Source organism: Brevibacillus schisleri (assembly GCF_055685845.1).
The window spans coordinates 2,108,489-2,134,396 of the sequence record NZ_JBVNDM010000001.1 but is presented as its reverse complement, the minus strand read 5'-3'; the positions used below and the strand labels follow the sequence as shown (position 1 = coordinate 2,134,396).

20 protein-coding genes and 1 other RNA gene are annotated in these 25,908 nt (G+C 48.8%); 3 read left to right on the top strand and 18 right to left on the bottom strand.

All coding sequences use genetic code 11. The features are described from left to right. Positions 1 to 68: 68 nt before the first annotated feature. The 4 genes from recD2 to cymR all read right to left on the bottom strand — a co-directional run bounded on the left by recD2 (position 69) and on the right by cymR (position 6,023). Positions 69 to 2,330 (bottom strand): SF1B family DNA helicase RecD2, encoded by a 2,262-nt coding sequence (gene recD2, locus ACUUHJ_RS10570; protein WP_289677216.1) that lies wholly within the window; start codon positions 2,328 to 2,330, stop codon positions 69 to 71. A gap of 81 nt (positions 2,331 to 2,411) precedes the next feature. Further along, positions 2,412 to 4,076, bottom strand: a complete 1,665-nt coding sequence (locus tag ACUUHJ_RS10565; protein WP_289677214.1) for a methyl-accepting chemotaxis protein — start codon at positions 4,074 to 4,076, stop codon at positions 2,412 to 2,414. A 171-nt stretch (positions 4,077 to 4,247) separates the two neighbouring features. Beyond that, positions 4,248 to 5,393, bottom strand: coding sequence for a cysteine desulfurase family protein (locus ACUUHJ_RS10560; protein WP_289677213.1), 1,146 nt, complete (start codon positions 5,391 to 5,393; stop codon positions 4,248 to 4,250). 210 nt (positions 5,394 to 5,603) lie between these two features. Beyond that, entirely contained in the window at positions 5,604 to 6,023 is a 420-nt protein-coding gene (cymR, locus tag ACUUHJ_RS10555; protein ID WP_017247589.1) for a cysteine metabolism transcriptional regulator CymR, read from the bottom strand. Positions 6,024 to 6,120: 97 nt separating this feature from the next. Here cymR and ACUUHJ_RS10550 point away from each other — a divergent pair, with 97 nt between their 5' ends. Then, positions 6,121 to 6,294 (top strand): hypothetical protein, encoded by a 174-nt coding sequence (locus ACUUHJ_RS10550; protein ID WP_016739245.1) that lies wholly within the window; start codon positions 6,121 to 6,123, stop codon positions 6,292 to 6,294. Between the two features lie 16 nt (positions 6,295 to 6,310). Here the strand turns inward: ACUUHJ_RS10550 and ACUUHJ_RS10545 are convergent, their stop codons facing one another. The 7 genes from ACUUHJ_RS10545 to ACUUHJ_RS10515 all read right to left on the bottom strand — a co-directional run bounded on the left by ACUUHJ_RS10545 (position 6,311) and on the right by ACUUHJ_RS10515 (position 14,114). After that, positions 6,311 to 7,669, bottom strand: coding sequence for an AAA family ATPase (locus tag ACUUHJ_RS10545; RefSeq protein WP_016739244.1), 1,359 nt, complete (start codon positions 7,667 to 7,669; stop codon positions 6,311 to 6,313). 6 nt (positions 7,670 to 7,675) lie between these two features. Next, complete coding sequence (locus ACUUHJ_RS10540) at positions 7,676 to 8,431, bottom strand: tRNA threonylcarbamoyladenosine dehydratase (protein WP_016739243.1); 756 nt, start codon at positions 8,429 to 8,431, stop codon at positions 7,676 to 7,678. Positions 8,432 to 8,500: 69 nt separating this feature from the next. Continuing rightward, positions 8,501 to 8,682, bottom strand: a non-coding RNA gene (gene ssrS / locus ACUUHJ_RS10535) — 6S RNA. Positions 8,683 to 8,732: 50 nt separating this feature from the next. Beyond that, complete coding sequence (gene aspS, locus ACUUHJ_RS10530) at positions 8,733 to 10,523, bottom strand: aspartate--tRNA ligase (protein WP_289677212.1); 1,791 nt, start codon at positions 10,521 to 10,523, stop codon at positions 8,733 to 8,735. Between the two features lie 24 nt (positions 10,524 to 10,547). After that, the gene (hisS, locus tag ACUUHJ_RS10525; RefSeq protein WP_289677210.1) at positions 10,548 to 11,822 is read right to left on the bottom strand and encodes a histidine--tRNA ligase; all 1,275 of its coding nucleotides are present in this window, start codon (positions 11,820 to 11,822) and stop codon (positions 10,548 to 10,550) included. A 490-nt stretch (positions 11,823 to 12,312) separates the two neighbouring features. Beyond that, positions 12,313 to 13,836, bottom strand: a complete 1,524-nt coding sequence (locus tag ACUUHJ_RS10520; RefSeq protein ID WP_289677209.1) for a coproporphyrinogen III oxidase — start codon at positions 13,834 to 13,836, stop codon at positions 12,313 to 12,315. A gap of 107 nt (positions 13,837 to 13,943) precedes the next feature. Further along, a complete protein-coding gene (locus tag ACUUHJ_RS10515) occupies positions 13,944 to 14,114 on the bottom strand; it encodes a hypothetical protein (RefSeq protein ID WP_012685602.1) in 171 nt (56 codons plus the stop codon). A gap of 155 nt (positions 14,115 to 14,269) precedes the next feature. On the opposite strand from ACUUHJ_RS10515, the gene ACUUHJ_RS10510 reads away from it, so the two are divergent. Both ACUUHJ_RS10510 and ACUUHJ_RS10505 read left to right on the top strand, forming a co-directional pair. Continuing rightward, positions 14,270 to 16,159: an SH3 domain-containing protein gene (locus ACUUHJ_RS10510; protein WP_472298859.1), complete on the top strand. Its 1,890-nt coding sequence runs from the start codon at positions 14,270 to 14,272 to the stop codon at positions 16,157 to 16,159. A gap of 191 nt (positions 16,160 to 16,350) precedes the next feature. Next, positions 16,351 to 16,893, top strand: a complete 543-nt coding sequence (locus ACUUHJ_RS10505) for a DinB family protein (RefSeq protein WP_472298858.1) — start codon at positions 16,351 to 16,353, stop codon at positions 16,891 to 16,893. 81 nt (positions 16,894 to 16,974) lie between these two features. Here the strand turns inward: ACUUHJ_RS10505 and ACUUHJ_RS10500 are convergent, their stop codons facing one another. The 7 genes from ACUUHJ_RS10500 to secD form a co-directional block, all read right to left on the bottom strand. Next, the gene (locus ACUUHJ_RS10500; RefSeq protein WP_289677206.1) at positions 16,975 to 17,526 is read right to left on the bottom strand and encodes a short-chain dehydrogenase; all 552 of its coding nucleotides are present in this window, start codon (positions 17,524 to 17,526) and stop codon (positions 16,975 to 16,977) included. Positions 17,527 to 17,548: 22 nt separating this feature from the next. After that, positions 17,549 to 17,986 carry a D-aminoacyl-tRNA deacylase gene (dtd, locus tag ACUUHJ_RS10495; protein WP_047072750.1) on the bottom strand — a complete coding sequence of 146 codons (438 nt, stop codon included), beginning with the start codon at positions 17,984 to 17,986 and terminating at the stop codon, positions 17,549 to 17,551. Between the two features lie 51 nt (positions 17,987 to 18,037). After that, positions 18,038 to 20,209, bottom strand: coding sequence for a RelA/SpoT family protein (locus tag ACUUHJ_RS10490; RefSeq protein ID WP_289677205.1), 2,172 nt, complete (start codon positions 20,207 to 20,209; stop codon positions 18,038 to 18,040). Positions 20,210 to 20,592: 383 nt separating this feature from the next. After that, complete coding sequence (locus ACUUHJ_RS10485) at positions 20,593 to 21,105, bottom strand: adenine phosphoribosyltransferase (RefSeq protein WP_016739232.1); 513 nt, start codon at positions 21,103 to 21,105, stop codon at positions 20,593 to 20,595. Between the two features lie 12 nt (positions 21,106 to 21,117). Further along, positions 21,118 to 23,466, bottom strand: coding sequence for a single-stranded-DNA-specific exonuclease RecJ (gene recJ / locus ACUUHJ_RS10480; protein WP_472298857.1), 2,349 nt, complete (start codon positions 23,464 to 23,466; stop codon positions 21,118 to 21,120). Between the two features lie 164 nt (positions 23,467 to 23,630). Continuing rightward, positions 23,631 to 24,548 (bottom strand): protein translocase subunit SecF, encoded by a 918-nt coding sequence (gene secF, locus ACUUHJ_RS10475; protein WP_289677203.1) that lies wholly within the window; start codon positions 24,546 to 24,548, stop codon positions 23,631 to 23,633. Beyond that, entirely contained in the window at positions 24,538 to 25,776 is a 1,239-nt protein-coding gene (gene secD / locus ACUUHJ_RS10470) for a protein translocase subunit SecD (RefSeq protein WP_289677202.1), read from the bottom strand. Before secD ends, secF begins: the two co-directional genes overlap by 11 nt. Positions 25,777 to 25,908 lie beyond the last annotated feature (132 nt).

The window sequence follows — 25,908 nt, the reverse complement described above, 5'->3', positions numbered from 1 at the left end:
CATCCCCCTTCCGCCTTGTTAGTATCAGGCGAAATGGACGCGCCCATTCGGCGCAAATGGTTCCAACTTCACTCTTGCTTTAGCCGTTCCTCCAGATAACTGTACCGTACCCCTTCCTCATCAGACTCTACAGCAGCACGGAACGCATCCGGCTCTCCACACATGATGAGGAATGATTTGCTCCGGGTGATCCCGGTATAGACCAACTTGCGTCTGAGCATACGGTAGTAACTTTTGACAAACGGCATGATCACAATCGGAAATTCACTACCTTGAGACTTATGAACCGAGCAGCAGTAGGCAAGCGTCAGCTGATGGTAATCCGAACGCTTGTACACCACTTCCCTGTTATCAAAGGCAGCGACCAGCATCTCCTGGTTCTCCGCATTTTCATTCGGGAAAAAGATGGCGACGATCTCACCCATGTCACCGTTAAACACCTGTTCTTCAGCATTGTTCACCAATTGCAGAACCTTGTCTCCTGTACGGAAAGTCGTCTCTCCAAAAGTAACTTCACGCTTTTGCGGCGTTTTCGGATTAAACAGCTCCTGCAATTCTTCATTCAACCGGTTCACACCGGCATTACCTTTATAGATAGGGGCTAATACCTGAACATCTTTTGCCGTATATCCTTTTTTTACGGCTCCGAAGCAAATTTGTTTCACTGCTTCCGGAACTTCTTGTGGCAAACTTGTGAAGAATCGCCGATCCGGGGTGGTGTGAAGCAAATCTGTCGGTACATTCCCCTTGCGTACATCATGGGCCAACCGAATAATGGTAGACTCTTCTGCCTGCCGATAAATTTCTGTCAGCTGTACCAACGGAAGCAATCCGGATCGGATCATATCTAACAGAACATTCCCCGGTCCTACGGAAGGCAACTGGTCAGGGTCACCTACCATGATGATCTGCATGTCGTCTGGGACCGCACGAAACAATTGATTGGCAAGCCAGATATCGACCATGGACATTTCATCCACAATTAATAGCCGACCACGGATTGGATGCTCCGCGTCATGCTCGAAGCTCTCACCTTTATAACCGAGCAAGCGATGGATGGTCATTGCAGGTAAACCCGTAGTCTCTGTCATACGTTTTGCTGCGCGTCCGGTAGGAGCCACAAGAACGATCGGGAATGGATTTTCCTCGTTGTATTTTTTCAAGTCCAGCGACAATCCATGAAGCTGAGAAAAGACACGACATATCCCGCGAATGACTGTCGTTTTCCCCGTACCAGGTCCCCCTGTCAACAGCATCAAACCTGCTTTGATCGCCTGTTCAATGGCATCACGCTGCGTCTGAGCATACGTAATCCCCAGCTCATCCTCAACCGCCCCTAACGCACGGTAAAATTCCGATGTCGGAAACGTACCGAATTCATCCCGTGATGCGAAGTGACGCAGTCTTTTAGCTAGACCAAGCTCGGCAAAAAAAAGCGAGGGCAAATAAACCCGCTCATCTTCCCAGGCAATTTTGCTCGACACAAACAGGGCTTCCACTGCCAGTTGAATATCGTCTCCAGAAAAGACGTGCCCCCCGCACTCTTCGAGAAGGCGCAGCGTTTTTTCACAAAGCTCCTCCACAGGCAAATAAACATGTCCTTCCGAATACGATGCCTCCTGCAACATAAAGAGAGCCGCCGCCTTCACACGTTCTTCTGAGGAAGCAGCGATTCCAGTTGCTCGTGCAATATCATCTGCCCGCTTAAAGCCGATTCCTACGACATCTTCAATCAAACGGTAAGGCTCTTCCTTTAGCACTGTCATCGTTTCGATCTTGTAGGTCTGATAAATACGCAGCGCCATGTTCACACCAATGCCGAAGTCGTACAAGAAAACCATGGCACTTTCCAAGGAGCGATGCTCGACTACGGAATCATAGATCGTTTTGGCACGTTGTTCAGAAATGCCTGGTACCTCAGCCAATCGCTCTGGGAAGTCCGCGATAATCGACAGCGCATCTACCCCGAGCTGCTCGACAATTCGTTTGGCCATCTTCTTTCCGATCCCTTGAAACAAGCCACTGGCTAAGTAGCGCTCAACCCCTGCCAATGTTTTCGGCGTTTCACGTTCATAGCGTTTTGCTACGTACTGCTGTCCAAAACGAGCATGTGTTTTCCATTCACCGTAAAAGGTGTACAGCTCATCTGGATGCGGGCGAGGAAAATTACCGACAATAATGACCTCCGATTCTTTAATCGATTCGGTAGTCTCTTCTATCTTAAGACGGATAACTCCGTACCAGGTTTCTTCATTGTAAAAAATTTCTTGAGAAACAAATCCTCGAATGTAGGTTTCCGCAAACAGCGAGATTGACTGCTGCTCGTCCATCTAAACGCCTCCTTACATAAAAAACCGTTCCAGAAAGGAAAAATCCACTTCTCTTGAAAGTGGATTTTTCATATGCTCGTCTTAAATTGTAAATCGTTTTACTTGTTCTGACAACTGCTCCGCCATTTTCGCAAGCGTTTCGGATGCTGCCGTCATTTCCTGAGACGTTGCTGTCTGTTCTTCAGACGCTGCTGCCACTTCCTGTGTATCTCTGGCCGCTGTCTCCGCAAGTCCAGCAATTTTTTCGGAGTGACTCACTAATTGAACTGTATCGCTATGAATCGCTTGGGCTGCATCGTTCATACGATGTACTTGCTGGCTGACGTCTTGAACGGCCACCAAGATTTGCTGGAAGCTGTCTCCTGCCTGCGCCACTCCTTCGCGTCCATCCTGGATAGCGACTGCAGTCGTCCCCATTTCCGTTACAGCCGCGAGAATATCTGTATGGATCGTATGAATCAAGCCTGCAATCTCTTCTGCAGCTGCACCCGATTGCTCAGCCAGCTTACGTACCTCTTGAGCCACAACCGCAAAGCCACGTCCCTGTTCCCCCGCCCGTGCAGCCTCGATGGCGGCATTCAAAGCCAATAGATTCGTCTGGTTGGATATTTGACGAATGATCGTGATGATACCGATGATTTGCTCGGATTGAGAGCCAAGCTCGCGGATAACCTGCTCTGTACGACGGGCGTGATCCGTGATTTGATCCATTTCTTGTACAAGCTTGTGCAGCTTGCCTTCCCCAACCTGTGCCAATCGATTCGCGTCTGTCGCATCAGCATTGACTTGGGAAGTCGAGGTCGCAATGAGTTGGATATCTCCACCGATGCGAGATAAAAAGCGTACCGTATCCGTCACCGTTTGTTTTTGTTGTTCGGAACCCGTAGCGATTTCCGAGGAAGCGATGGAAATCTGTTCGGAAGCACGCGCACTTTCTGTCGCACTCGCTGTTAATTCTTCTGACGCTGCCGCGACCTGCTGGGCTACTCGCTGCACCTCGTTGACCATGCTGCGGAATACCCCCATCATCTCATTGTACATCGATGATAATTCCCCAAGCTCGTCCCGGGAACGAACAGTCACTTGCGAGGTCAAATCTCCTGTCTCTGCACGTTTCATTGCCGATACCAGCTCATTTAGCGGTCGTACTAGCTTGTTGACAATAAAAATACCTGTTATCAGCGCTAAGCTAGCACTTATCAGGCTGAGGAGAAACATCATCGGACGACTGCTCTCAATCGTCGTCAGCAAATCATTCTCGTAGCTGCCAATAACAAGAATCCACCCGTTCGGCAGCTGCTTATACGCCGCCACTTTGGTAGAGCCTCCGAATTCATATTCGATCCAGCCGTTTTTTTGAGCGAGCATGACTTGCGTGAATGGTTCATTCGCCAAAGAGGTATTCTCAACTTTCGGGTCTGGATGAAAGATAGCGATTCCACTCGCATCCAAGATATAGGCGTAGCCAACCATACCATTTGGCTTGTAATATTTTTCGGCCACCTCACGTGTTATTTCGTTAATGTTCTGTCTGTTCCGCTCACTACTCGTTGCCTCTTGCGTGTAATCAGCCAGCTCGCGTGCCTTTATTTCCGTTATGTATTGCAAGTCAGATACAGCGAGCTTGTATAGCGCGCTGCGCGCATTTTCAAATTGGATATAACCGACGACCATTAATGGGAGCATGGTTAGGATGAGTATTGTAAACATCAGTTTGTAGCGAATAGAGTAGCGTCTGGCCAACATGAAAGTCCTCTCCTTATCGGATGATCAGAATTGTATAGTAGTTCTTCAGGATCAGTACTACAGCATCATTTTACCATCCCCTTCCACAATTCACCACAAACTCCAATAAGAAACCCACTTTTGCTCCAATGAAAAACCGCTTGGCTTCAACCAAACGGCTTTCATCCTTCGTTATTCGCGTACCAAACGCTTCACAATCGCTGCAACCGCTGTAGCAGCTTGCTTCGCCTCTTCCACTGTATTCGTAATCCCAAAGCTGAAACGAATGGCTGAAAGAGCAATCTTCTCGTCCAAGTGCATTGCTTTTAGAACATGTGACAGCTCTAGTGATCCGGATGTACAAGCTGAGCCGCTCGCTGCTGCAATTTTGGCGATATCCAAATTCATCAGCATGGTTTCTGTATGAGCACCAGGAAAGGACACATTTAAAATATGTGGCAATACCTGCTCACGATGTCCATTCAGGCAGAACGTAATTCCTGCTTCCTGCCAGACTGCGATCATCGCTGCTTTCATCTGCTTATACTTTTCAACTCGCTCCGCCATTTCCTCGCCAGCGACCCTGGTCGCTTCGGCAAACCCAACAATCCCAGCCAGGTTTTCCGTTCCTGCTCTGCGCTTGCGCTCTTGCGAACCGCCGTGCAAAATCGGGGAAAACGGAACCTTACGCGCTAAATACAAAGTGCCGACTCCTTTTGGCCCATTAATTTTATGGGCGGATACCGAGAGCATATCAACAGGCAGCTTCCGTACATGGACAGGCAGTACACCAAAAGCCTGTACGGCATCTGTATGAAAAACAATCCCTTTTTCACGCAGAAAGGTGCCCATTTCCTCGATGGGCTGGATCGTTCCTACTTCGTTGTTGCCGTACATAATAGACACCAGTACCGTATCGGGACGAATCGCTTGTTTCAGGTCTTCCAAACGGACCATGCCTGTCTGGTCAACAGGTAAGTACGTCACTTCAAATCCTGCCTGCTCCAAAAATTCACAAGCATGCAAGACTGCATGGTGCTCGATTTGCGAAGTGATGACGTGGCGACCACGTTCGCGCTGTGCCATTGCGGCGCCGATGATTGCCATATTGTCCGCTTCTGTCCCGCCACTCGTAAAGATGAGCGATTGCGGATCAGCATCCATAAAGTCGGCAATCGTGTCTCTCGCATGCTCCAACGCTTTTCGTGCTTCGCGACCTGCACCATGGACACTGGATGGATTCCCGTATACTTGAGTCAAATAGGGAGTCATAGCAGCAACTACACGTGGATGTACCGGCGTAGTAGCTGCATGGTCAAAATACATTCGCTCTGACAATGCCGTCACCTTCTACCAACTTATAGTACGTGTTCAAAAAGTCGGCTTTTTAGCACCGAGAAGATGGCGAGAACCGAACGAAGGAGGAGCGGAGTGTAGGTAATCTACATGAGCACCGGACTTCGGAGGTGAACGCCATATTCCATGTCGAATTAGCTTTCTGAGCTACTTCGTGATCAAAAGACGACTTTTTGAACAACCTCTTATATTCTAGATGTAAAACATATAATTATCGGCAGGACCATCGTCCTCAAAACTGATCAAGTCTTGAAGGGATGTCGAATCCAGAACAGCAGAAATACTATCCCGAATACGCAGCCATAAAAAACGCTTAGCCGGGTCTTCTTCCTCTGCAAATTCCACAGGGCTGATCGGTCCTTCCAGTACGCGAATCACATCACCAGCAGAAATCTCATCCGGTTGCTTCGCCAGAACATAACCGCCATATGCGCCACGGATGCTCTTTACCAAACCCGCGTTACGCAGAGGTGCAATCAATTGCTCCAAATAATGCTCGGACAAATCGTGTTTTTGGGCGATGCTCCGCAAGGAAGTTGGCCCTTCTCCGCAACGGTTGGCCAATTCCATCATGATCGTAAGCCCGTAACGTCCTTTCGTTGAAATCTTCACGTTAACAACTCTCCTCTTTGTATCGGTAATACGCGCCCGCCCCCTACATGTCTTCTGTATCGAGGGACACACTAACATCTTAGGGGGTGATATGCAGATGACAACGAACAAACGCTCGGAACGAGGTCCCAACCACCCGTCCGAAACCTTGTACGACCAACCCGCAGGCACGATTGCTCACAAAGCCCGTTACGGTGCGAGTGAGCAGAGCAAACAGCCGAATGAAAACGGTGATTTGCCCAATAAACCGGGCGGAAATGTCCGCACTTAACATGTTAGCTCCCCCATTATTCGGGGGAGTTTTTCCTTGGTAATCCACGTTCATCCATCTTCTGTCTTTCTTCCTGGAAGCGGCGAATGTGACGCTCATAGCCGTGATCCTTTGGCTGGTAGAACGAGTAGTTTACACCGTCAGGCAGATACTGTTGAGGTACATACCCATATGGATAGTTATGCGGATACAGATATCCCTGACCGTGCCCCAGCTTCGCAGCTCCCTTGTAAGCAGAATCTCGCAGATGAATCGGCACTTGCTTGTGACCATCTGTTCGGATACGATCCAACGCAGAATTAATTCCGTTGTAAGCAGCATTGCTTTTGGGGGCGGTTGCCAGGTACGTCGTCGCTTGTGCTAAAGGGATACGCCCTTCAGGCATCCCCACCAATTCTACCGCCTGAAAGCAGGAAATCGCAACTGTGATCGCTTGCGGGTCAGCATTTCCGATGTCCTCTGAAGCCGAAATAACCAAGCGGCGAGAAATGAACCGCGGATCTTCTCCGGCATCTATCATTCTCGCCAACCAGTAAAGAGCTGCGTCCGGATCAGAACCACGAATGGATTTAATAAAAGCGGAGATCGTGTCGTAATGATTGTCCCCACTCTTATCGTAGCGTACTGCCCTGCGCTGAATGGATTCCACGGCGACGTCCAATGTCACCGTAATGCGTCCATCTGCTCCTGGTTGCGTCGTTGTCACCGCCAGTTCCAATGCGTTGAGCAAACGTCTGGCATCCCCTTCTGCGTATTGAACCAAATGCTCTGCCGCTTCCGGTTCTACAGTGACAAATAGCTCCGCCAATCCGTTTTCTTCATCAGTAAGTGCCCGATCCATAACCTGCTTTAATTCCTCATGAGAAAGCGATTGAAGGGAAAATACTTGTGAACGCGACAAAAGCGCCGGATTCACCTCAAAAAAAGGATTCTCCGTCGTAGCGCCGATCAAAATAATCGTGCCTTCCTCCACATAAGGAAGAAGGGCATCCTGTTGTGATTTATTGAAGCGGTGTATCTCGTCTACGAACAAGGTTGTCCGCTGACTGTCCATAACAAGCCGTTCCTTCGCTGCATCTACCACTTTGCGGATGTCAGCGACACCGGCCGTCACGGCATTTAACTCGGAGAAATGCGTACGTGTGGTTCGGGCAATGACTTTTGCCAGTGTTGTTTTCCCTGTTCCCGGAGGTCCATAAAAAATGACAGAGGACACTTGATCTGCTTCAATCGCGCGTCGAAGCAGCTTTCCAGGAGCTAAAATATGCGATTGCCCGATTACATCCTGAATCGTTTGCGGCCGCATTCGTGCAGCCAATGGCTTCTGTTTTCCGCCACCCTGCTGGTCATAGGCAAACGTGAATAAATCATCCATGTTCCACTATCCTTTTACAGGCTGCCACTCCAAAATATCTCTTGCCACTACACTGGCCAAAATTAAACCAGCTACAGAAGGCACGAAAGCATTGCTCGCTGGAGGCATCCGCACTTTACTAATCGGTGAATCCGGGTTGGAAACGATCTGTTCGCGTACATCTACACGGACGGTTACGGGAATCTCACGGGAATATACCACTTTTACCCCTTTGTAAATACCGCTTTTCCGCAGCTCACGACGAATGACCTTTGCAATCGGATCATAACTCGTTTGGGAAATATCGGCAACCTCAAAACGAGTCGGGTCCATTTTGTTGGCCGCACCCATGCTAGAAATAATAGGGATATTGCGACGCTTTGCTTCCTTAATCACATGGAGCTTCGCGGACATAGTATCCATCGCATCCACGATGTAATCCAGTTCATGCTCGAACAGCGCATTCGCTGTTTCTTCATTGTAGAACATATGGAGAGTTACGACCTCGCACTCTGGATTGATCGTCGCAATGCGCTCCTTCATAAGCTCAGCCTTTTTTTGACCGACTGTGTTCAGCGTCGCATGGATTTGGCGGTTGATGTTCGTGATGTCTACTACATCCTTATCTACCAAAACGAGCTTGCCTACACCTGTTCGCGCCAGTGCTTCCACTGTAAAGGAACCTACTCCACCAATTCCTAATACAGCAACGCAGCTATTTTTCATTTTTTCCAAACCTTCGGGACCGAAGGCCAATTCACAACGAGAAAATTGATGAAGCATATTTCTTGTCACCTTTCATTCGCAAGCTGGATTATAGTCAATCGGAAAAGTAGGATTGAAATAGAAAAAAGGAGCCCCATTATGTCGTGTTACTCCTTAGTTTTGAACCTGCTCATCGCAGGTGGGTGTCTTGCCGAACTGTTACAGACGTCCACTCTAAGGAGGCATGCCTTTACAATCACGGACGAAAAACTCCCTAAACAAACTTTGTGGCTCAAAACTATCGGATATCACGAGCATCGCAGGGCTTTCATCATAGTATTACCAATGTATCAAAGAGCAATGCAGTTGCGCAAGTCGATTACGCTTCCACCTTTTCTTCTTCTGTGACAATTGTTGCAATGGACAGCTCTTTCAATTGTTTTCCGTCTACGACATCTGGAGCTTTTACCATCAGGTCGCTCGCACTTGCTGTTTTCGGGAATGCGATGACTTCACGCAGGTTGGTGCGTCCAGCCAAGAGCATGATCAGACGGTCCAAGCCAAGAGCGATTCCACCGTGTGGAGGTGTACCGTATTCGAATGCATCCATGAGGAAGCCGAATTGTTTCCGCGCCTCTTCTGGTGTAAAGCCAAGTGTAGTAAACATTTTTTCTTGGACTTCGCGCTTGAAAATCCGCATGGAACCTCCGCCGAGCTCGTATCCGTTGAGAACCATGTCGTACGCTTGTGCGCGCATTTGACCTGGATCGGTGTCGAACAGGTGCAGGTCTTCATCTTTTGGACGCGTGAACGGATGGTGCAGGGCAACGTAACGTTTTGCATCCTCATCCCACTCAACCAGCGGGAAGTCTACTACCCACAGGAAAGCGAACTGGCTTTGGTCAATCAGACCAAGTTCTGCACCCAGCTTGGAACGAAGGGCACCCAGTGCATCTGCTACTACTTTTGGTTTGTCAGCAACGAACAGGAGCAGGTCGCCTTCTTCTACCGCCAAGCGTGCTTTCATCTCGTTAAGCTCTTCTTCTTTAAAGAATTTCGCAATTGGCCCTTTGACCTCTCCGTCTTTGAAGCCGATCCAAGCCAAGCCCTTCGCGCCATAACGGGAAGCGAATTTGCCCAAGTCGTCTGCTTCTTTACGAGAGTAGTGTCCGCAACCTTTTGCGTTGATCGCTTTTACTTGTCCGCCGCCAGCTACAGCTGCTGCAAACACCTTGAAGTCGCTTGTCGCAACCAGATCAGATACGTCTGTCAGCTCCATGCCGAAGCGTACGTCTGGTTTGTCAGAACCGTAACGCGCCATGGCATCCGCATACGTGAGACGAGGGAATGGAGTCGGTACGTCTACCCCAACCGTTTGCTTGAACACGTGAGCGACCATCTTTTCCATCATTGGCAGGATTTCTTCCATAGACAGGAAAGAGGTTTCAATGTCCACTTGGGTAAATTCAGGCTGACGGTCAGCACGCAGGTCTTCGTCACGGAAGCAACGAGCGATTTGGTAATAGCGTTCCAAACCGGATACCATCAAAAGCTGTTTGAACAGCTGTGGCGATTGTGGAAGTGCGTAGAACTCGCCTGGGTGTACACGGGAAGGCACGAGGTAGTCACGTGCGCCCTCAGGCGTGCTCTTCTGGAGAATTGGTGTTTCGATTTCCAGGAAGTTGTTCTCATCCAGGTAGTCACGGAAAGCTTTTGCTGCTTTGCTACGCAAAAGCAGGGAGCGCTGCATTTCTGGACGGCGCAAGTCGAGGTAGCGGTATTTCAGACGAACTTGTTCATCTACATCGATCTCATCTTCAATCAGGAACGGAGGCGTTTTTGCATCGTTCAGGATTTCGATTTCGGAGATGTGCACTTCTACTTCGCCTGTTTTCAGCTTTGGATTGACTGCTTCCGGTGCACGGTTTACCACTTTCCCTTTTACAACCAGTACGTATTCGCTGCGAACCTTGTCAGCCGCTTCCCAAGCTTCTTTGTTGTACTCCGGGTTGAATACGATTTGGACGATGCCAGTGCGGTCACGGAAGTCGATGAAGATGACGCCTCCGAGGTCGCGACGCTTTTGTACCCATCCGTTCAGTACGACTTCCTGTCCAACGTGTGCTGTTGTTACTTCTCCACCATGTACGGTGCGATATTGCCAAGACATGATCATTTCCCCCAACAATTTGTTTTATTGATTTGCTTTTGCAGCGAGTACCGCAACGAGTTCCTCTCGTTTCACTTCTTGTTGCTCGCCTGTTGCCATTTCCTTTAGAACAACCGTGCCGTTCGCTAATTCAGACTCACCAATGATCGCCGTAAAACGTGCCTGTAGACGATCTGCTTGCTTCAGCTGTGCTTTCATTTTCCGATCCAGATAATCCAGCTCAGCCGCAATTCCTGCTTGGCGCAATTGGTCAACGAGGACGAAAGCTGTTGTTTTCGCTTCCGGTGTCTGCACCACTACGAAGCAGTCGATGCCACCTGAGGTCGGCAGTTGAACACCTTGCTTTTCCAGAGCCAACAGCAGACGCTCGATACTGAGTGCGAAGCCAATGCCCGGCATATCGTCGCCGCCCAGCTCTGCAACCAGTCCGTTATAGCGCCCACCGCCACAAAGTGTTTCTACCGCACCGATCTCCGCCATTTTGATTTCAAATGCGGTCAGTGTGTAGTAGTCCAAACCGCGAACCAGACGTGGATTTACATGAAACGGAATATCCAGTGCGGTCAAATAGTTTTGTACGGCTTCGAAGTGTGCCGCAGATTCTTCACTCAAGTAGTCTAAAATGGACGGAGCGTCCATCGTCAGTCTTTTGCATGTTTCATTTTTACAATCGAGTACGCGCAACGGGTTGCGATCGATACGAGACTGGCAATCCTCGCACAGCTCGGAGCGAACGCCGTTCAAATGTGCGAGCAAATGCTCACGGTGACGTGCCCGGTCTTCTCCTGTACCTACGCTGTTCAACTCCACAGAAAGTCCTGTCAATCCGAGCTCCTGATACAGACGAATCGCAAGGCCAATGACTTCGGCATCGATTGCTGGATCGCTTGAACCGATCGCTTCTGCACCGAATTGGACGAATTGGCGATAGCGGCCTGCTTGCGGACGCTCGTGACGGAACATCGGTCCTAAGTAGTACAGCTTGGTAGGCTGATTAGGCACACCGTACAGCTTGTTTTCCACGTAGGAGCGAACAACACCCGCTGTCCCTTCTGGACGCAGCGTGAGAGCATCCGTACTGCGCGGATTGGCTACACTGTACATTTCTTTTTCCACGATATCCGTAGTCTCGCCTACACCCCGTTGGAACAACTCTGTGCTCTCAAACAGCGGCGTACGAATTTCCGCGTAATTGGAGCGGCGACACAGATCGCGGGCCTTGGCCTCCACGTAGTGCCACAGCTCTACAGTACCAGGCATGATATCCTGCGTACCGCGTGGGATCTGGATTCTTGTCATTCCTCTCGAACCTCCATGTCTTTTCAAAAACTCGGGCTAAAGCCAAACCTTCAGGATCAAGGAACCTTTCTTTATGAACAAACAAAAAAGCCCCTCGTCTCCTGACATTTAGCAAATCGCCGCATGTCAGGGACGAGAGACTGGTTATACTCCCGTGGTGCCACCCTGTTTGAATAGCCCTACATCTCAAAAGGCTATCCCACTTATTAGCCGTTAACGCCGGCACACGCCTGCCAGTTACTGGGGAAAGAGATTTCTTTCAGCCGTTCACTGCGGTCTTCAGGGATGTCATTCACCAAGCCGTTATACGAAAGCACTCTCAGCCACGGCGCTTTCTCTCTGGGCATCCGGTTCCTGGATACTTGTTCCCGTCATCAGATCATTTCTTATTCAATAAAAAAGCTTAATGTGAATCATAGCAAACCCGCCAACAGCCGTCAACAGGCGCTCAAATAAAACTTTTTTTATTAAGAACAAGTATATCCATCACTTACTTGCCAGATACCTGTCCAGCCAGTCTCGCACCCGAATAGATTTCAACCAAATCACGGAGCTTGTTTTCAACCAGAACCTTGTACGTATCATTGTACGTTTTCGGGTCCTTGGGGTTCGGAAAGCGCGTCAGCTTGCCACTTCCTGGAGCCATCAGCTTGGAAACCGCACCACAGCCGAGACCAAGGATGGTTTGTACCTCTTCCATGATCATGATGTTGTAGATGCTTTCCTGCCCTGGCTTGGCATACCCGACATTCTCCAGATTTCCCAAAATGTTTTTCTGACGATATAAATAGTACGGGTCATAACCGTTCGCTGCTGTCCAATCGGAAGCCATCTCCATCATCTTGCTAATTTCTTCGCGACTGGCGACCTTGTAGCGGTCTTTGTTTTGCGTCATCTCAGATGCTCTCTTGAACGACAGCGTATGCACCGTCAGCGAGGCAGGCATCAGCTTTTCTACCTCTTGGAGACTGTGTGCCAGCTCGGATACGCCTTCGTTTGGCAGCCCGATGATCAGGTCCATATTAATATTTGTCAAGCCCATCTCCATAGCCAGATGGTATTTCTCAATCGTCTCTTCGACGGTGTGGTGACGTCCGATTGCCTGGAGCGTCTCCTGCGTGAACGACTGTGGATTAATGCTGATCCGATCCACTTCCCACCGCTTCATGACATCGAGCTTTTCGCGTGTAATCGTGTCGGGTCTTCCTGCCTCAACTGTCAACTCACGTACATCTCCCATGTGTGGAAACGAACGATGCATCGTCTCAAACAGCTGATTCATGTCATCTGCGGTAATACTCGTAGGGGTTCCGCCACCGAAATAAATAGACGTGATCCGTTGGTCATTCGCCCGAAGCCACTCCCCCATCCGCTCCATCTCGTAATGGAGACCTTCGAGAAACGGATTAACCGAAGCCGTATGACTGCGAATCGCGTAAGCAGGAAACGTACAGTACGCACACTTCGTCGGACAAAATGGAATACCGATATAGACCGATAGCTCGCGGTCAATCTCATACAAATCAGGCACGACGTTAAGCTGCTTGTCTACGATTTCTTGCAAAAGCTTTAGCTTGTATGGACGCAAAATCACATCTTGCTGCAATCTCTTGTGTGCTTCCTGTCTGTCTACACCAGCGGCGTTCAACTGATGCAACAGTTTCGTCGGGCGTATCCCGGTCAAAATTCCCCAGCCTTGCTCCATGCCCGTGTATTCTTCCAGCATCAATAACAGCGCATAGCATAGCGCTTGCTTGGCCGTCTTTTTCATCGCTTTCTCATCACGTGCTACGTAGTCTCGCTCCACCTGATGGGAGATGCTTCGCTTGCCATCGTATAATTCTCCCGAAGCTACGACTCCATTTTCACGTACGGTTAATGCCAGCTTGATTTTCAAATCAGCCTCATCTGTCCACTCGGGCACAAAAGTGAGTGCTGGATCTTCATAAAATAATGCGAGAATTAAGGAGAGTTCCCGCTCGAATGCGTGTCCCTCACATATCATTTGTATCATGGAGTTCACCTGCTTTTTTCAAAAATGCCACTCCTCATCATAGCCGACGAGAATTACTCGGGTCAACTAGACAAGTTGTGGCATCGTGTGCAAGGTGACAAAAACGGTTATTTCCGTTTCTGCCGAGGGTGTTGGATATCCCGTAAGCCCGGATGAAAATCTTGGGCCATTTCCGCATTTTGTAGTGACGTTTCTTTCTCTAAATCGTCTTGAAAATCAACAGACAAAAACTGCCGATTCAATCCTTGCGCGAATGTTTCCTTCTTTGACTGTCTCACGATAAATTCCTCCTGAAAAGCTGCGTTCGCTAGTATCTAGTAAAATCTAGTATTGCCTTGCCAGCTAAAAAGCAATCAGGGAACCCATGCAGAACCTTGTCGTATTTTGCAGGAAAAAGCAGGAGAAATAGCGAAGTGATTATTTTGGCAAAAACATGCAAGATCGCAATGAATTTAAAAAGCTACGTATTTCGGAAAGGATGTCTATCGTGTTTGTTCGTCAAAAGATCCTGATGAGTCTCCTGACTGTCATCTGTGCCATTTCCCTCCCCGTTTCTGCAGCCTGGGCCGCCGGTTCTGTTCAGGTCACCGTGGACAAGCTCAATGTCCGTTCAGGTCCCAGCCTCCAAGACGCTATCGTCACTTCACTGCCGAACAAAACTGTGCTGCCTGTCATCTCCACCAAAAATGACTGGATTCAAGTAAAGCTTCCGAACGGTCAGAGCGGTTGGGTAGCGAACTGGCTCGTCAGCACACAGCAACAGCAACAGAAGCCAGCAACAGTATCTGCCAAGCAAGTGGAGAGCACCACAACGAATCTCAATGTTCGTTCTGGACCAGGTCAGACATATGCAGTGGTACAAACCATCAATCCAGGAACACGCTACCCCGTCGTTCAAACGAGTGGCGAATGGCTCCAAATTCAACTCAACGCAGGAACAAAAGGCTGGGTCGCAAACTGGCTTGTAAAAGAAGTAGGTACGGGACAAGCAGTTCCTCCTCCCTCTACAGGTAGTACGCCTCCAACGACCAATCCAGCGGGTACTGACTCACAACCGAAGCCTCCTGCACTACAAGGAACCAGCCTAACCTTGGATTTCGCTCCGTACGTATACGCCACGCCAGATGCCAGTACACCTGCAATCGGTCAACTACATGCGGGCGAGAAAATCACAGTCTTGAACAGACAAAATAGTTGGATTCAATTCCCTTACGATGGAGTCAATGCTTGGCTCTCCACCGATCAAACCAACCCGAACACAGGTCAGCCGACCCTGCCCGAAAATGGAAATGGGAACACGCAACCTCAGACTGGACAACCGTCCTCTTCCAGTCAAACCGCCACAGTAAAAACCGACGGGTTGAATCTGCGCAGTGAACCGAACACAAGCAGTGCCATTCAAACTACATTTCCCGTCGGAAGCAAGCTGACCGTTTTGGAAAAACAAGGAGACTGGTACCGCATCAAAGCGGCGGACGGAAAAACTGGCTGGGTGGCAGGCCAGCACATTACGGTGGACCAACCAAGCATGCCTACTCCGAGTGGCCCATACGTGACGATCATGAATCCAGATACCAATGTTCGTTCTGGTCCGAGTACCGATCACAATGTTATCAAACAGGTACAGCCCGGCGAGAAATACGGGATTGCCAATAAATCAGGCGAGTGGTTCCAAGTAAACTTCCCTGACGGCTCCACTGGCTACATTGCAGGCTGGCTCGTTTCAGCTAACGGTGCGCCAGCAGTGGTACGCAGTAATGATCTTGCCGGTAAAGTCATCGTCATCGATGCTGGACATGGTGGCACAGATGGTGGTTCGACTGGCTCCAGCTTCTCTACTTTAGAGAAAACGGTCAATCTGCAAGTATCTCTGCTCCTGCGCAACAAGTTGGAAGCAGCAGGTGCCAAAGTCATCATGACACGGGCTGATGATCGCAAACTGACCCTGCAACAGCGTGTCGACATCGCGATTCAAAATCAGGCTGATATTTTTGTCAGCGTCCATCATAATACGCATCCTAACTCTGCAACGAATGGCTCGATTATTTTCTACTACAGCCAAGGTAACTCTAGCAAGCTCGCCTCCCTCGTTCAAACAGAACTGGTGAAAGCGACGAGCTACAAGGACATGAATTATCGGTACGGAGACTATTTCGTTCTACGCGAAAACCCGGTGCCATCCATTTTGGCTGAGATCTCCTTCTTATCCAACTACAACGATGAGATTCGCGCACGTTCCGAGAAACAGCAGGATCTTGCCTCAGAAGGTCTGTTCAAAGGGATTGTCCAGTACTTTAATACACAAAGCAATCAGGGAGGCTGATCCCTCCCTTACAAAACCCCCAGGCGAAAGAAGCTGTCTCAAGCTCTCTCGTATGGGGGTTTCTTTTATGGCACATCTGATCGCATCAAGGCAAGACAGGCAGGAATTCCCAAAGGATTTGCGAATATCATAAGGCATTGAAAGGAGTGATGACGGATGAAAAACAATCACAATAACAGTAATCGCACGGTATGGACGCAGGTGATCACAAGTTAACCTTTGAAAATGGAGTGATTTCTATTAAAACATTGTTTGAGTACAATTGGATTGTTCGTGAAGAATGGCTGAAATGGTGTGAGGACGTTCCGATAGAAGAATTGCTTCGTCCGCGCATCGGAGGTGTCGGGGGGATTTTGCATACCCTGTTCCATGTCATTGATGTAGAGTGGAGCTGGATTCAAGTCATGCTCGGAAGGCCTGATTTTCAAGAAAGCTTCAACCTCTACAACCGGTTGGAAAAGGTTTGTGAGCTGGAGGCGACTTTTCGCCCGGATGTGCTTCAATTTTTGCGCAATTGGGATGAAAGTATGGAAACAAAAGCCTTTCAGGACACGAAGCCAGACGGCAGCATCGCTACGTACACATGGGGTGAAATTATGCGGCACATGATCGCTCATGAAATTCACCATGTCGGACAGCTATCGATATGGGCACGAGAAGTCGGGAAAAAGCCGATTTCTGTGAACCTGATCGTCAAAAATCTGATCCTCCCTACAGCCAATTATATTCACTGACCCGATTTCGTACTGAAACGACAAAAACGATTGCCGAGTGCAATCGTTTTTTTGTTTTTGACTTCGCTATTTCGAAATGGATTAATAAGCCGGGCGTTTTTCCCACGGCTCGACCTGACCGACGATTACTTGTTGTTCAGTTGTTTGCAGAGCCTCAATCACCCCAGCCGCAATTTCATCATTCGTCAGCCAGCGTGAATGCTCACCTGCACATGTAAAACCGAGGATGACCCGTCGATATATACAAACTTCTGATGTCGGCTTTGCTGGTGAATTTTTCCAAGCACCGCTCCCACACAAATGCAGCAATTGCCAGCTCTTCTCAGGACGCGACAGTTCTTCCACGATCACAGAGAGTGCTTGTGGTGCAGTCGAATGAATCCACGCGACAACCACATCCATTGGCCCTCTCTTCTCTACGAGCTCGGCCATAGACTGCCGCAAGCTGTCTGTCTGCTGATAGTCTTGAGACAGCAAATGAATCGACTCTGGATGAATGGAACCGTCTCTGATACGACTTAATTTGACTGGATCACGCCCAAGCACCGTTACTTGATAACCTTGGCGAGCCAGCCATCGGGAAACCTCTGTAAGCATGCCACTCGCACCGATCACCAATGCTTCTTGCGCCATGTTTTCATCCCCTTGGTTGTGCCTATGATTCCACAATCAATGTGACAGGGCCATCATTTAACAAACGCACGTCCATCATTGCACCAAAGCGTCCTGTTTCCACCTGGAGCCCTTTTTCCCGCAGCTTGGCGTTAAACAGCTCGTACAACGGTTCAGCCTGCTCTGGTCGTGCGGCAGCCATAAAGTTGGGTCTTCTGCCCTTTCTACAATCGCCATACAGCGTAAATTGTGATACGGACAAAATTTGACCACCCTTGTCTAAAACAGAGAAGTTCATTTTGCCTTCCTCGTCTTCAAAAATACGCAAGTTCGCAATTTTGTCTGCGACAAATTCTACTTCTTTTTCTGTGTCTTCATGCGTAATTCCTACCAGCAGCATTAAGCCGTGATCAATTTGCCCGACAATCTCTCCTGCTACGGTCACACTCGCTTCCCTCGTTCTTTGTACGACAACTCTCACACTGATTCATCCTTCCCCTTCGCTAAACAAGAACACCCAATCCACGAGGGATCAGGTGCTCAGTATCCGGCGAACCGAATAAATATCTTTGATGCGCTTAATACGCTCTACTACTTTCAACAGATGATCCACATTGCTAATCGAGATGGTCATATGAATCGTTGCCACTCGATTTTTATCGGACTTGCCACTGACAGCCGCAATATTCGTCTTTGTTTCAGCCACAACCTGCAATACATCGTTTAACAGTCCGCTCCGATCATTGCCTGTGATCTCGATCTCTACATGGAAATTATGCTTGAAATCTGTATCCCATTCGACATCAATCAGACGCTCTGTACATTCGTCAGTCAGTACGTTTGGACAGTCCAGTCGATGCACCGATACCCCACGACCTCTCGTGATGAAACCGATAATTTGGTCGCCTGGGACAGGTGTACAGCAACGAGAAATACGGACGAGCAAATTATCCAAGCCACGAACTTTGACGCCAGACTCGCTCTTGACAGAGCGATTTGCTGGATTCGGTTTGACCTCAGGAATGGTCGGGTTTTGTTCTTCGCGCTCCCGACGGAGTTTGTCTAGGAGACGAGTCGCAATTTGCGAAGCCGTAATGCCGCCATAGCCCACAGCGGCAAACATGTCTTCTGCCCCTTGGAAATTAAACCGAGCTGCTGCTTCCTTCAGGTTCGTTTCCGTCATCGCTTCTTTTACGTCAAAGCTGCGCGACTTGATCTCCGCTTCCACCATTTGCTGACCTTTGGCGACGTTCTCTTCCCGCTTCTCTTTTTTAAACCACTGCTTAATTTTATTTCGAGCATGCGCGGATTTGGCCATCTTTAGCCAGTCCTGACTAGGACCGTAGGAATGCTTGGACGTCAGGATTTCGACGATATCGCCTGTTTTCATCGCATAGTCAAGCGGTACAATCTTGCCGTTCACCTTGGCGCCAATCGTTCTGTTTCCTACCGCCGAGTGAATCCGATAGGAGAAGTCTAGCGGGACGGAGCCTTTTGGCAACTCGACTACATCGCCTTTTGGCGTGAAGACGAAAACCGTATCGGAGAAAAGATCCTGCTTGAGACTCTCCATGAACTCTTGCGCGTTCGGAGCTTCTTCCGACCCACCTTCGATAATCTCCCGCAGACTACCCAGCTTCTCTGCAAAAGAGCCTTGCACGATGCTTTTGCCTTCCTTGTACGCCCAGTGAGCCGCGATCCCGATCTCTGCTGTCTGGTGCATATCCCACGTGCGGATTTGCACTTCCAATGGCTCACCTTTTGGGCCAATCACTGTGGTATGAAGCGATTGGTACATGTTCGTCTTTGGCATGGCAATGTAATCTTTGAATCGGCCTGGCATCGGCTTCCACAGGGTATGCACGATACCGAGAACCGCATAACAGTCGCGGATGTCATTCACGATGATTCGCAACGCAAGCAGATCATAAATCTCGTTGAACTGCTTGTTTTGTCTCGTCATCTTTTTAAAGATGCTGTAGATATGCTTCGGACGTCCCGAAATTTCTGCCTCGATGTTTAACTCGCCCAGCTTTTCTCTGATCGTATCCGATGCTTCATTCAGGTAGGCTTCACGCTCCACCCGTTTCTTTTGCATCAAATTCACAATCCGATAGTACTGTTGCGGATTCAAATACCGAAGCGCCGTATCTTCCAGTTCCCATTTGACGGAAGCGATCCCCAAGCGATGAGCGAGTGGCGCAAAGATTTCCAGGGTTTCATCGGAAATCTCGCGTTGCTTCTCCTCCGACATGTGCCGAAGTGTCCTCATGTTGTGCAGACGGTCTGCCAGCTTGATCATGATGACGCGGATGTCCTGCGCCATGGCAACCAGCATCTTGCGGTGGTTTTCGGCGAGCTGCTCTTCTTTGGACTTGTATTTAATTTTTTCCAGCTTGGTCACTCCATCTACCAGGAGAGCTACATCCGGTCCGAACTGCTCACGGAGATGATCAAGCGTAATCTCGGTATCTTCCACGACATCATGCAAAAATCCAGCCGCAATCGTAACGGCATCCATGTGCAGGTTTGCAAGAATACCCGCCACGGCGATTGGGTGCATAATGTAAGGAACGCCTGATTTGCGTATTTGCCCTTCATGCGCTTTTTCGGCTAGCTGATAGGCACGTGTAATCAGGTCCATATCCGTTTGTGATAAATAGGTGCTTGCTTTTTTTACTATCTCATCAATGCCGGTAATCATAGTTCCCTTCCCTTATCCTCTCAGTAAAATAACCTCGATCGAGGCCTTCTCACGGAGGAGCGACCGCATTATAGCGGAAAGTTTCACCGAAGTATTGCCGGAAGCAGACGCTGAGGCACTTCGTGATGCGCTCCGGAAAGTTTAAGCCTGGACGCATTTCGCACTGTGAAGCACTTGAACTTTCCTATACGTCTAGAAAACTTGGGCGTTGCCAAGTCTTTTGGCGCAGGCGAAGGCTTACTTGCACGTATCATGTCTGTCTATTTCATACTATTATCTTGTATGTCGTTCGTCTTGTAAAGCTGAATTCCCCTGTAAAGTATGTACAGTCGCAGAAAAAAGAAAAAAACGGGCATTTCACCCGTTTTTCCTTGTTGCATCAATTAATATTGAACGAGCGATTTGATAGGAATTTCACCTATTTTGCTACGTCCATCCAAGTAGGACAGTTCGATGAAGAAGGCCGCTCCTACTACTTTGCCTCCAAGTTGCTCAATCAAATTGATTGTTGTCTCAATGGTTCCACCTGTCGCCAGCAAATCGTCTGCAATCAGAACACGCTGACCTGGCTGGATAGCGTCCACGTGTACAGCCAGCGCATCTTTTCCATACTCCAGGTCGTAATTCGCCTTGATGGATTCATATGGCAGCTTGCCAGACTTGCGGATCGGTATAAAGCCAATTCCCATTTCGTACGACAATGGCGCACCTACTACGAATCCACGAGCTTCTGGACCCGCAATTACGTCTGCTTGTACTTCACGAGCGAAGACAGCCAAGTCTTGGATCGCAGCTTTGTAAGCAGGACCATCCTTCAAGAGAGTAGTGATGTCCTTGAAACGAATACCTGGCTGTGGAAAATCTGGGATAACTCGAATGTATTGTTTAAAATCCATGAAAAATTCCTCCTAAACGGTGGTTGGTTCCACCAATTGATGAAGCGCTTGAATCATTGCATCGGAAGAAGAAAGTAATAAATCCGTCGCGAGCTGTGCCTCTTCCTTCCAATTCGCGTAGAGCACAGAGCTCTCGAGTGGCCTTTTGGCAGTATTGGCCTGCAGCGTGTACTGCTCGGCCTCCTCCGCTAAAAACTCCAGCTCCATAAAAATGGCGATCATGCCGTCCAATAGATTTCTTTTCCATTGCAGCTTTCTGGCCAATGCATCCATATGGATTTTTTTAACAGTTGGCACTTGCACGAAAAACTGGTACAACTGTTTAAAATGATCCCGGCCCGGACAGGAAAGCCGCTCCATTCCTAAATCCGGATCACCAAACAAACAGTATATTCGCTCCGCTTGTTTGAGCAAGACACGAACCACTTCCAATTCGGAACGGCGCGTCGGCAAATCATACAAAATCACGTTGGAAGAGGCTGTGATATTCGTCCCCTCTCGACCAACCACGATCAAGGAATTCACCTGATCGCTTGTCGCCTTCGCTGCCAATGGTTCATAGCTTTCCTCGCGAAACAGAATCGTCACCGAATTGGACTCCGTCATCACTTGCTGCCATTTCTCTATCTTGTCACGACTGCCTCGCCAGTCAAACACTTGCTGGTGTCCAACAGACAAATCACGGATCGTCAGCTGAGGCTTTCGATTTCCGTTCCATTCGTTTACAGACAATTCTCCCAATACGTGAAAACGTGCCTTGGGCGTTACTCTCTTTGTTACATGTGCCCAGTTGAAGCCAATTGCATCCAAAGAGGTTCCCGCTTTGTTCAATGTACACTTCAAATGATTGTCATCTCGCCCAATGGTGCGCATTCCTTGTGTTTCTACTTCTTCTAACAAAACGAGCGGTGTTGGATTCCCCATGCCATATGGGGCGAGCTGTTCGAGTTGCTCCGCTGCGGTCAAGCTGATCTCTTCCATACTCATCGCAACGTCTACTTTGGTCATCGGTGTGAAGTCTTCGGTGGACAACCACTCTCCAGCGAGCTCGTTCAATTTTTGGCGTAATAAATCGAGATTTTCTACAGGCAAGGTCATCCCCGCTGCCATTGTATGACCGCCATAGTGCGGTAGCCATTCCTTGCAAGCAGTCAAACCTTCATACATATCAAAACCTGCAATGCTCCTCGCCGAGCCCTTTGCCGTTCCTTTTTCGGGATCGATGCCAAGCACAATCGTTGGACGATAAAAAAGCTCGACCAATCGGGAAGCTACGATCCCTACTACGCCCACGTTCCAGCCTTCTTTAGCCAGAACGAGAACATTGTTCTGGTCTGGCGGATACAGCTCATTCACCATCTGGACAGCTTCCTCAGTCATCTCTGCAACGATTTCCTGACGTTCGCGGTTTAAGTCGTCCAGCGCCTGGGCACATTTCTCTGCTTCGTCCATATCTGAAGTCGTCAGCAGTTTCACAGCGGATTCAGCCGTCTCCAGCCTTCCACTCGCATTCAGACGCGGTCCAAGCGCAAAGCCTACATGTCCAGCAGACAGCTCAGTATCGGCCAACCCACAAACTCGGATTAAGGCTTGCAGACCAAGGTTCCTTGTATGATTTAAGCGCTTTAATCCTGCTCGAGCAAGAATGCGATTTTCATCTACCAACGGCACCAGATCCGCTATCGTCCCCAATGCAGCCAAATCAGCCAAATGCAGAGGCGGCTCCTTCAGTAAGGCATGCCCTACTTTAAAGGCGACCCCCACTCCCGCCAACATATCAAACGGGTACGAACAACCAGGCTTCTTGGGGTTAATCACAGCAAATGCCTCCGGGATGACTGCCGGAGGTTCGTGATGGTCGGTTACAATGACGTCAAGACTCAACTGGTTCGCGTACGCTACCTGTTCGACTGCACTGATCCCTGTATCAACAGTGATGATCAGTTTATAGCCGCTTTGATGCAGATGTGCCAAGGCGTCTTTATGTAACCCATACCCTTCTGTAAAACGGTTGGGAATGTAGTAGTCAAAAACAGCGCCGAGTTGGCGCAGTAGATGTACCATTAGCGATGTGGAGCTAACCCCATCGGCGTCGTAATCGCCGTATATGCAAATCGGTTCTTGCCTTTGAATGGCTTGTTGAATGCGATGCACGCTTTGTTCCATTCCATCCAGCAAGAAAGGGTCATGAAACAATTCTGGACCGGCTTGTAAAAAATCACGAGCCTTTTGTGATGTATCAATGCCACGTATCACCAGTAGCTTGGATACGAGCGGAGTAAGCTGGCAATCTGCGGCGATACTAGCAGCAAGCTGCTCATCATAGGTGGCCAGTTTCCAGCGTGTTTTCGCTTTCAGCATGGGCTTTCCTCCAATCCTCATTCATTATAGTGGATGGAGCAGGAAGCTGACAACTGCATAAAACATACCGTTTTATGCAAAACTCTCATACGGCTTCAAACTGCGGCAAATACAGAAACAGAGAATAGAAAAACCGCAGGGTTCACCTGCGGTTATGTCCACCGTTACATTACTTCTTTTTTCTTTTTCATATTCCGTTCTTTCAAATTCACCCATACTTGGGCTGCAATAAAAATAGAGGAATACGTACCACTCACCAGACCGAACAGCAGGGCCAAGGAGAAGTTCTGGATGCTCTCGCTTCCCAAAACAGCCAGTGCAAGAGCTGTGAAGAATACAGTCGCTACCGTGTATACAGAACGGCGCATCGTTTGCCACAGCGACACGTTCACCAGATGTTCCAGTTCAGGAATTGTCTTGGATTTCATTGTTCTCAAGTTCTCCCGAATCCGGTCAAAAATAACGATTTTATCGTTAATCGAGTAACCCAAAATCGTCAGAAGCGCGGCGATAAAGGTAATGTCTACCTCCAACCCGAGGATGGAGAACAACGCAATCGGAATAAACACGTCATGCGCAAGCCCCACCACACATGCAATACCGAACAGCCATTGGAAGCGGATCGCGATGTAGATGGCAATTCCCACAGCAGCAATCGCAACCGCAATCGCTGCTTTTTGCACCATCTCTTGCGCAATACTCGGATCAACCGACGAAACCTGCTTCGAGACCTGCTCACCGTATTTTGCTTTAAGAGCCATTTCCAGTTTCATCAGTGTGTCGGATGAAATGGTTTGGTCAAAACGTGTGTAGGCTTGATTTTCACCATACGGAGTGACCTTACTGAAATTCACATTAGGAACCTCTTTTTTGATCACTTCTTCTACATCTGTCGGATTGAATACTTTTCCAATGAACATATCTAAGCGAGTTCCTGCCTTGAAGTCAACGCCAAGGTGAAGACCTTGAAATAGCGTAAACAGAAGGCCGATGATAATAATCACAGAAGAAGCGATGAAAAACTTCCTGCGATTTTTCACGATGTCAAATCTGATTACAGTATGGTCTTTATCATAGCTCACGGATCTCACTCTCCTTTACCCCGAACCAGAACGGCTTTTTAAACATGTTGGAACGGACAACCAGCCAGAGGAGGAAGCGGGACCCAAACACGTTGGTAATGATACTTACGATAATCGTCATCGCTAATACAACAGCAAAGCCTTGTACGGAGCTCGTCCCGAAGAAAAACAGAACGCCCGTTGCAATCAGTGTCGTTACATGAGCATCGATAATCGTAATCAAGGAACGGCGTTCACCTGCACGGAAGGCAGAGAGGACTGTCTTGCCAGAACGGATTTCTTCCTGGATGCGCTCATAGGTAATGATGTTGGCATCCACGGCAATCCCTACGGCCAAAATAAATCCAGCAATACCTGGCAGCGTCAGCGTTGCATGCATCCAGTCGAGTACGACCATACAAAAATAGGTAAATCCAGCCAAGGTAATGTTTGCAATCATACCTGGCATACGGTAAACAACTAGCATGAAAATAAAGATCAGCGCAGCCCCGATATACCCTGCATACATGGTTTTCTCCAGAGCCAGAGTTCCCAAGGAAGCACCCACCGAGGTTACTTGCTTCTCAATCAGTTTGGCTGGCATCGCACCGGAATTCAGCAGATCAGCCAATTCCTGTGCCGATTCCTGTGTGTAATTTCCAGTAATTTGCGCGCTACCACCAGAAATGACCGATTGAATGGTCGGATTAGTTTGCATCGTCTCATCCAAAAAGATCGCCATTGGCTTGTGCAGGTTTGCACGTGTAGCTTCTTCTAGCTTCTTCGGGTCAGAGAATTTCAGGGTAACGAGCGGGCGTTTCAGGTCGTCATAACCAACTGCTGCCCCGTTTGGAGCCAAGTCACTTCCCTGCAACATAATCTTGCCTTTTTCATCACGGAATGTCAGATGAGCAGGCTTCCCGATCAACTCGCGAAGCTTGTCCTGATCCGCTGATTGTGATGCGATTTGAACACGAATCCGGTTTGGCAATTCGGTAGTGGTGACTGGCTCAGCTACGCCACCGATGTTAATCCGTCTTTCAATCATGTGAGCTGTTGATTTCAAAAGCTCGATATCAACTTTGTGCCCAGCCTCGAGAGGCTCTACCTCATACAGAATCTCAAACCCGCCCTGCAGATCCAGACCGAGTGTGATGTTTCCTGCCACCTGCTTGGTCGTAGTCGCTACAAGCGTAGCCAAAAGCCCTACAACGACCAGAAACAGGAGGAATCTTCCCCATTTAACCATAGTAGTAATACCCCTCTTTCCTAACAGGGTCCCGTCCTAGACGAGAAACCAATATGCCCATTATAACGAAGTACAAAAAAACGTGTCAATTATTGCTGGGAATGTAAACCATGGTAACCAACCCCTTGCGTT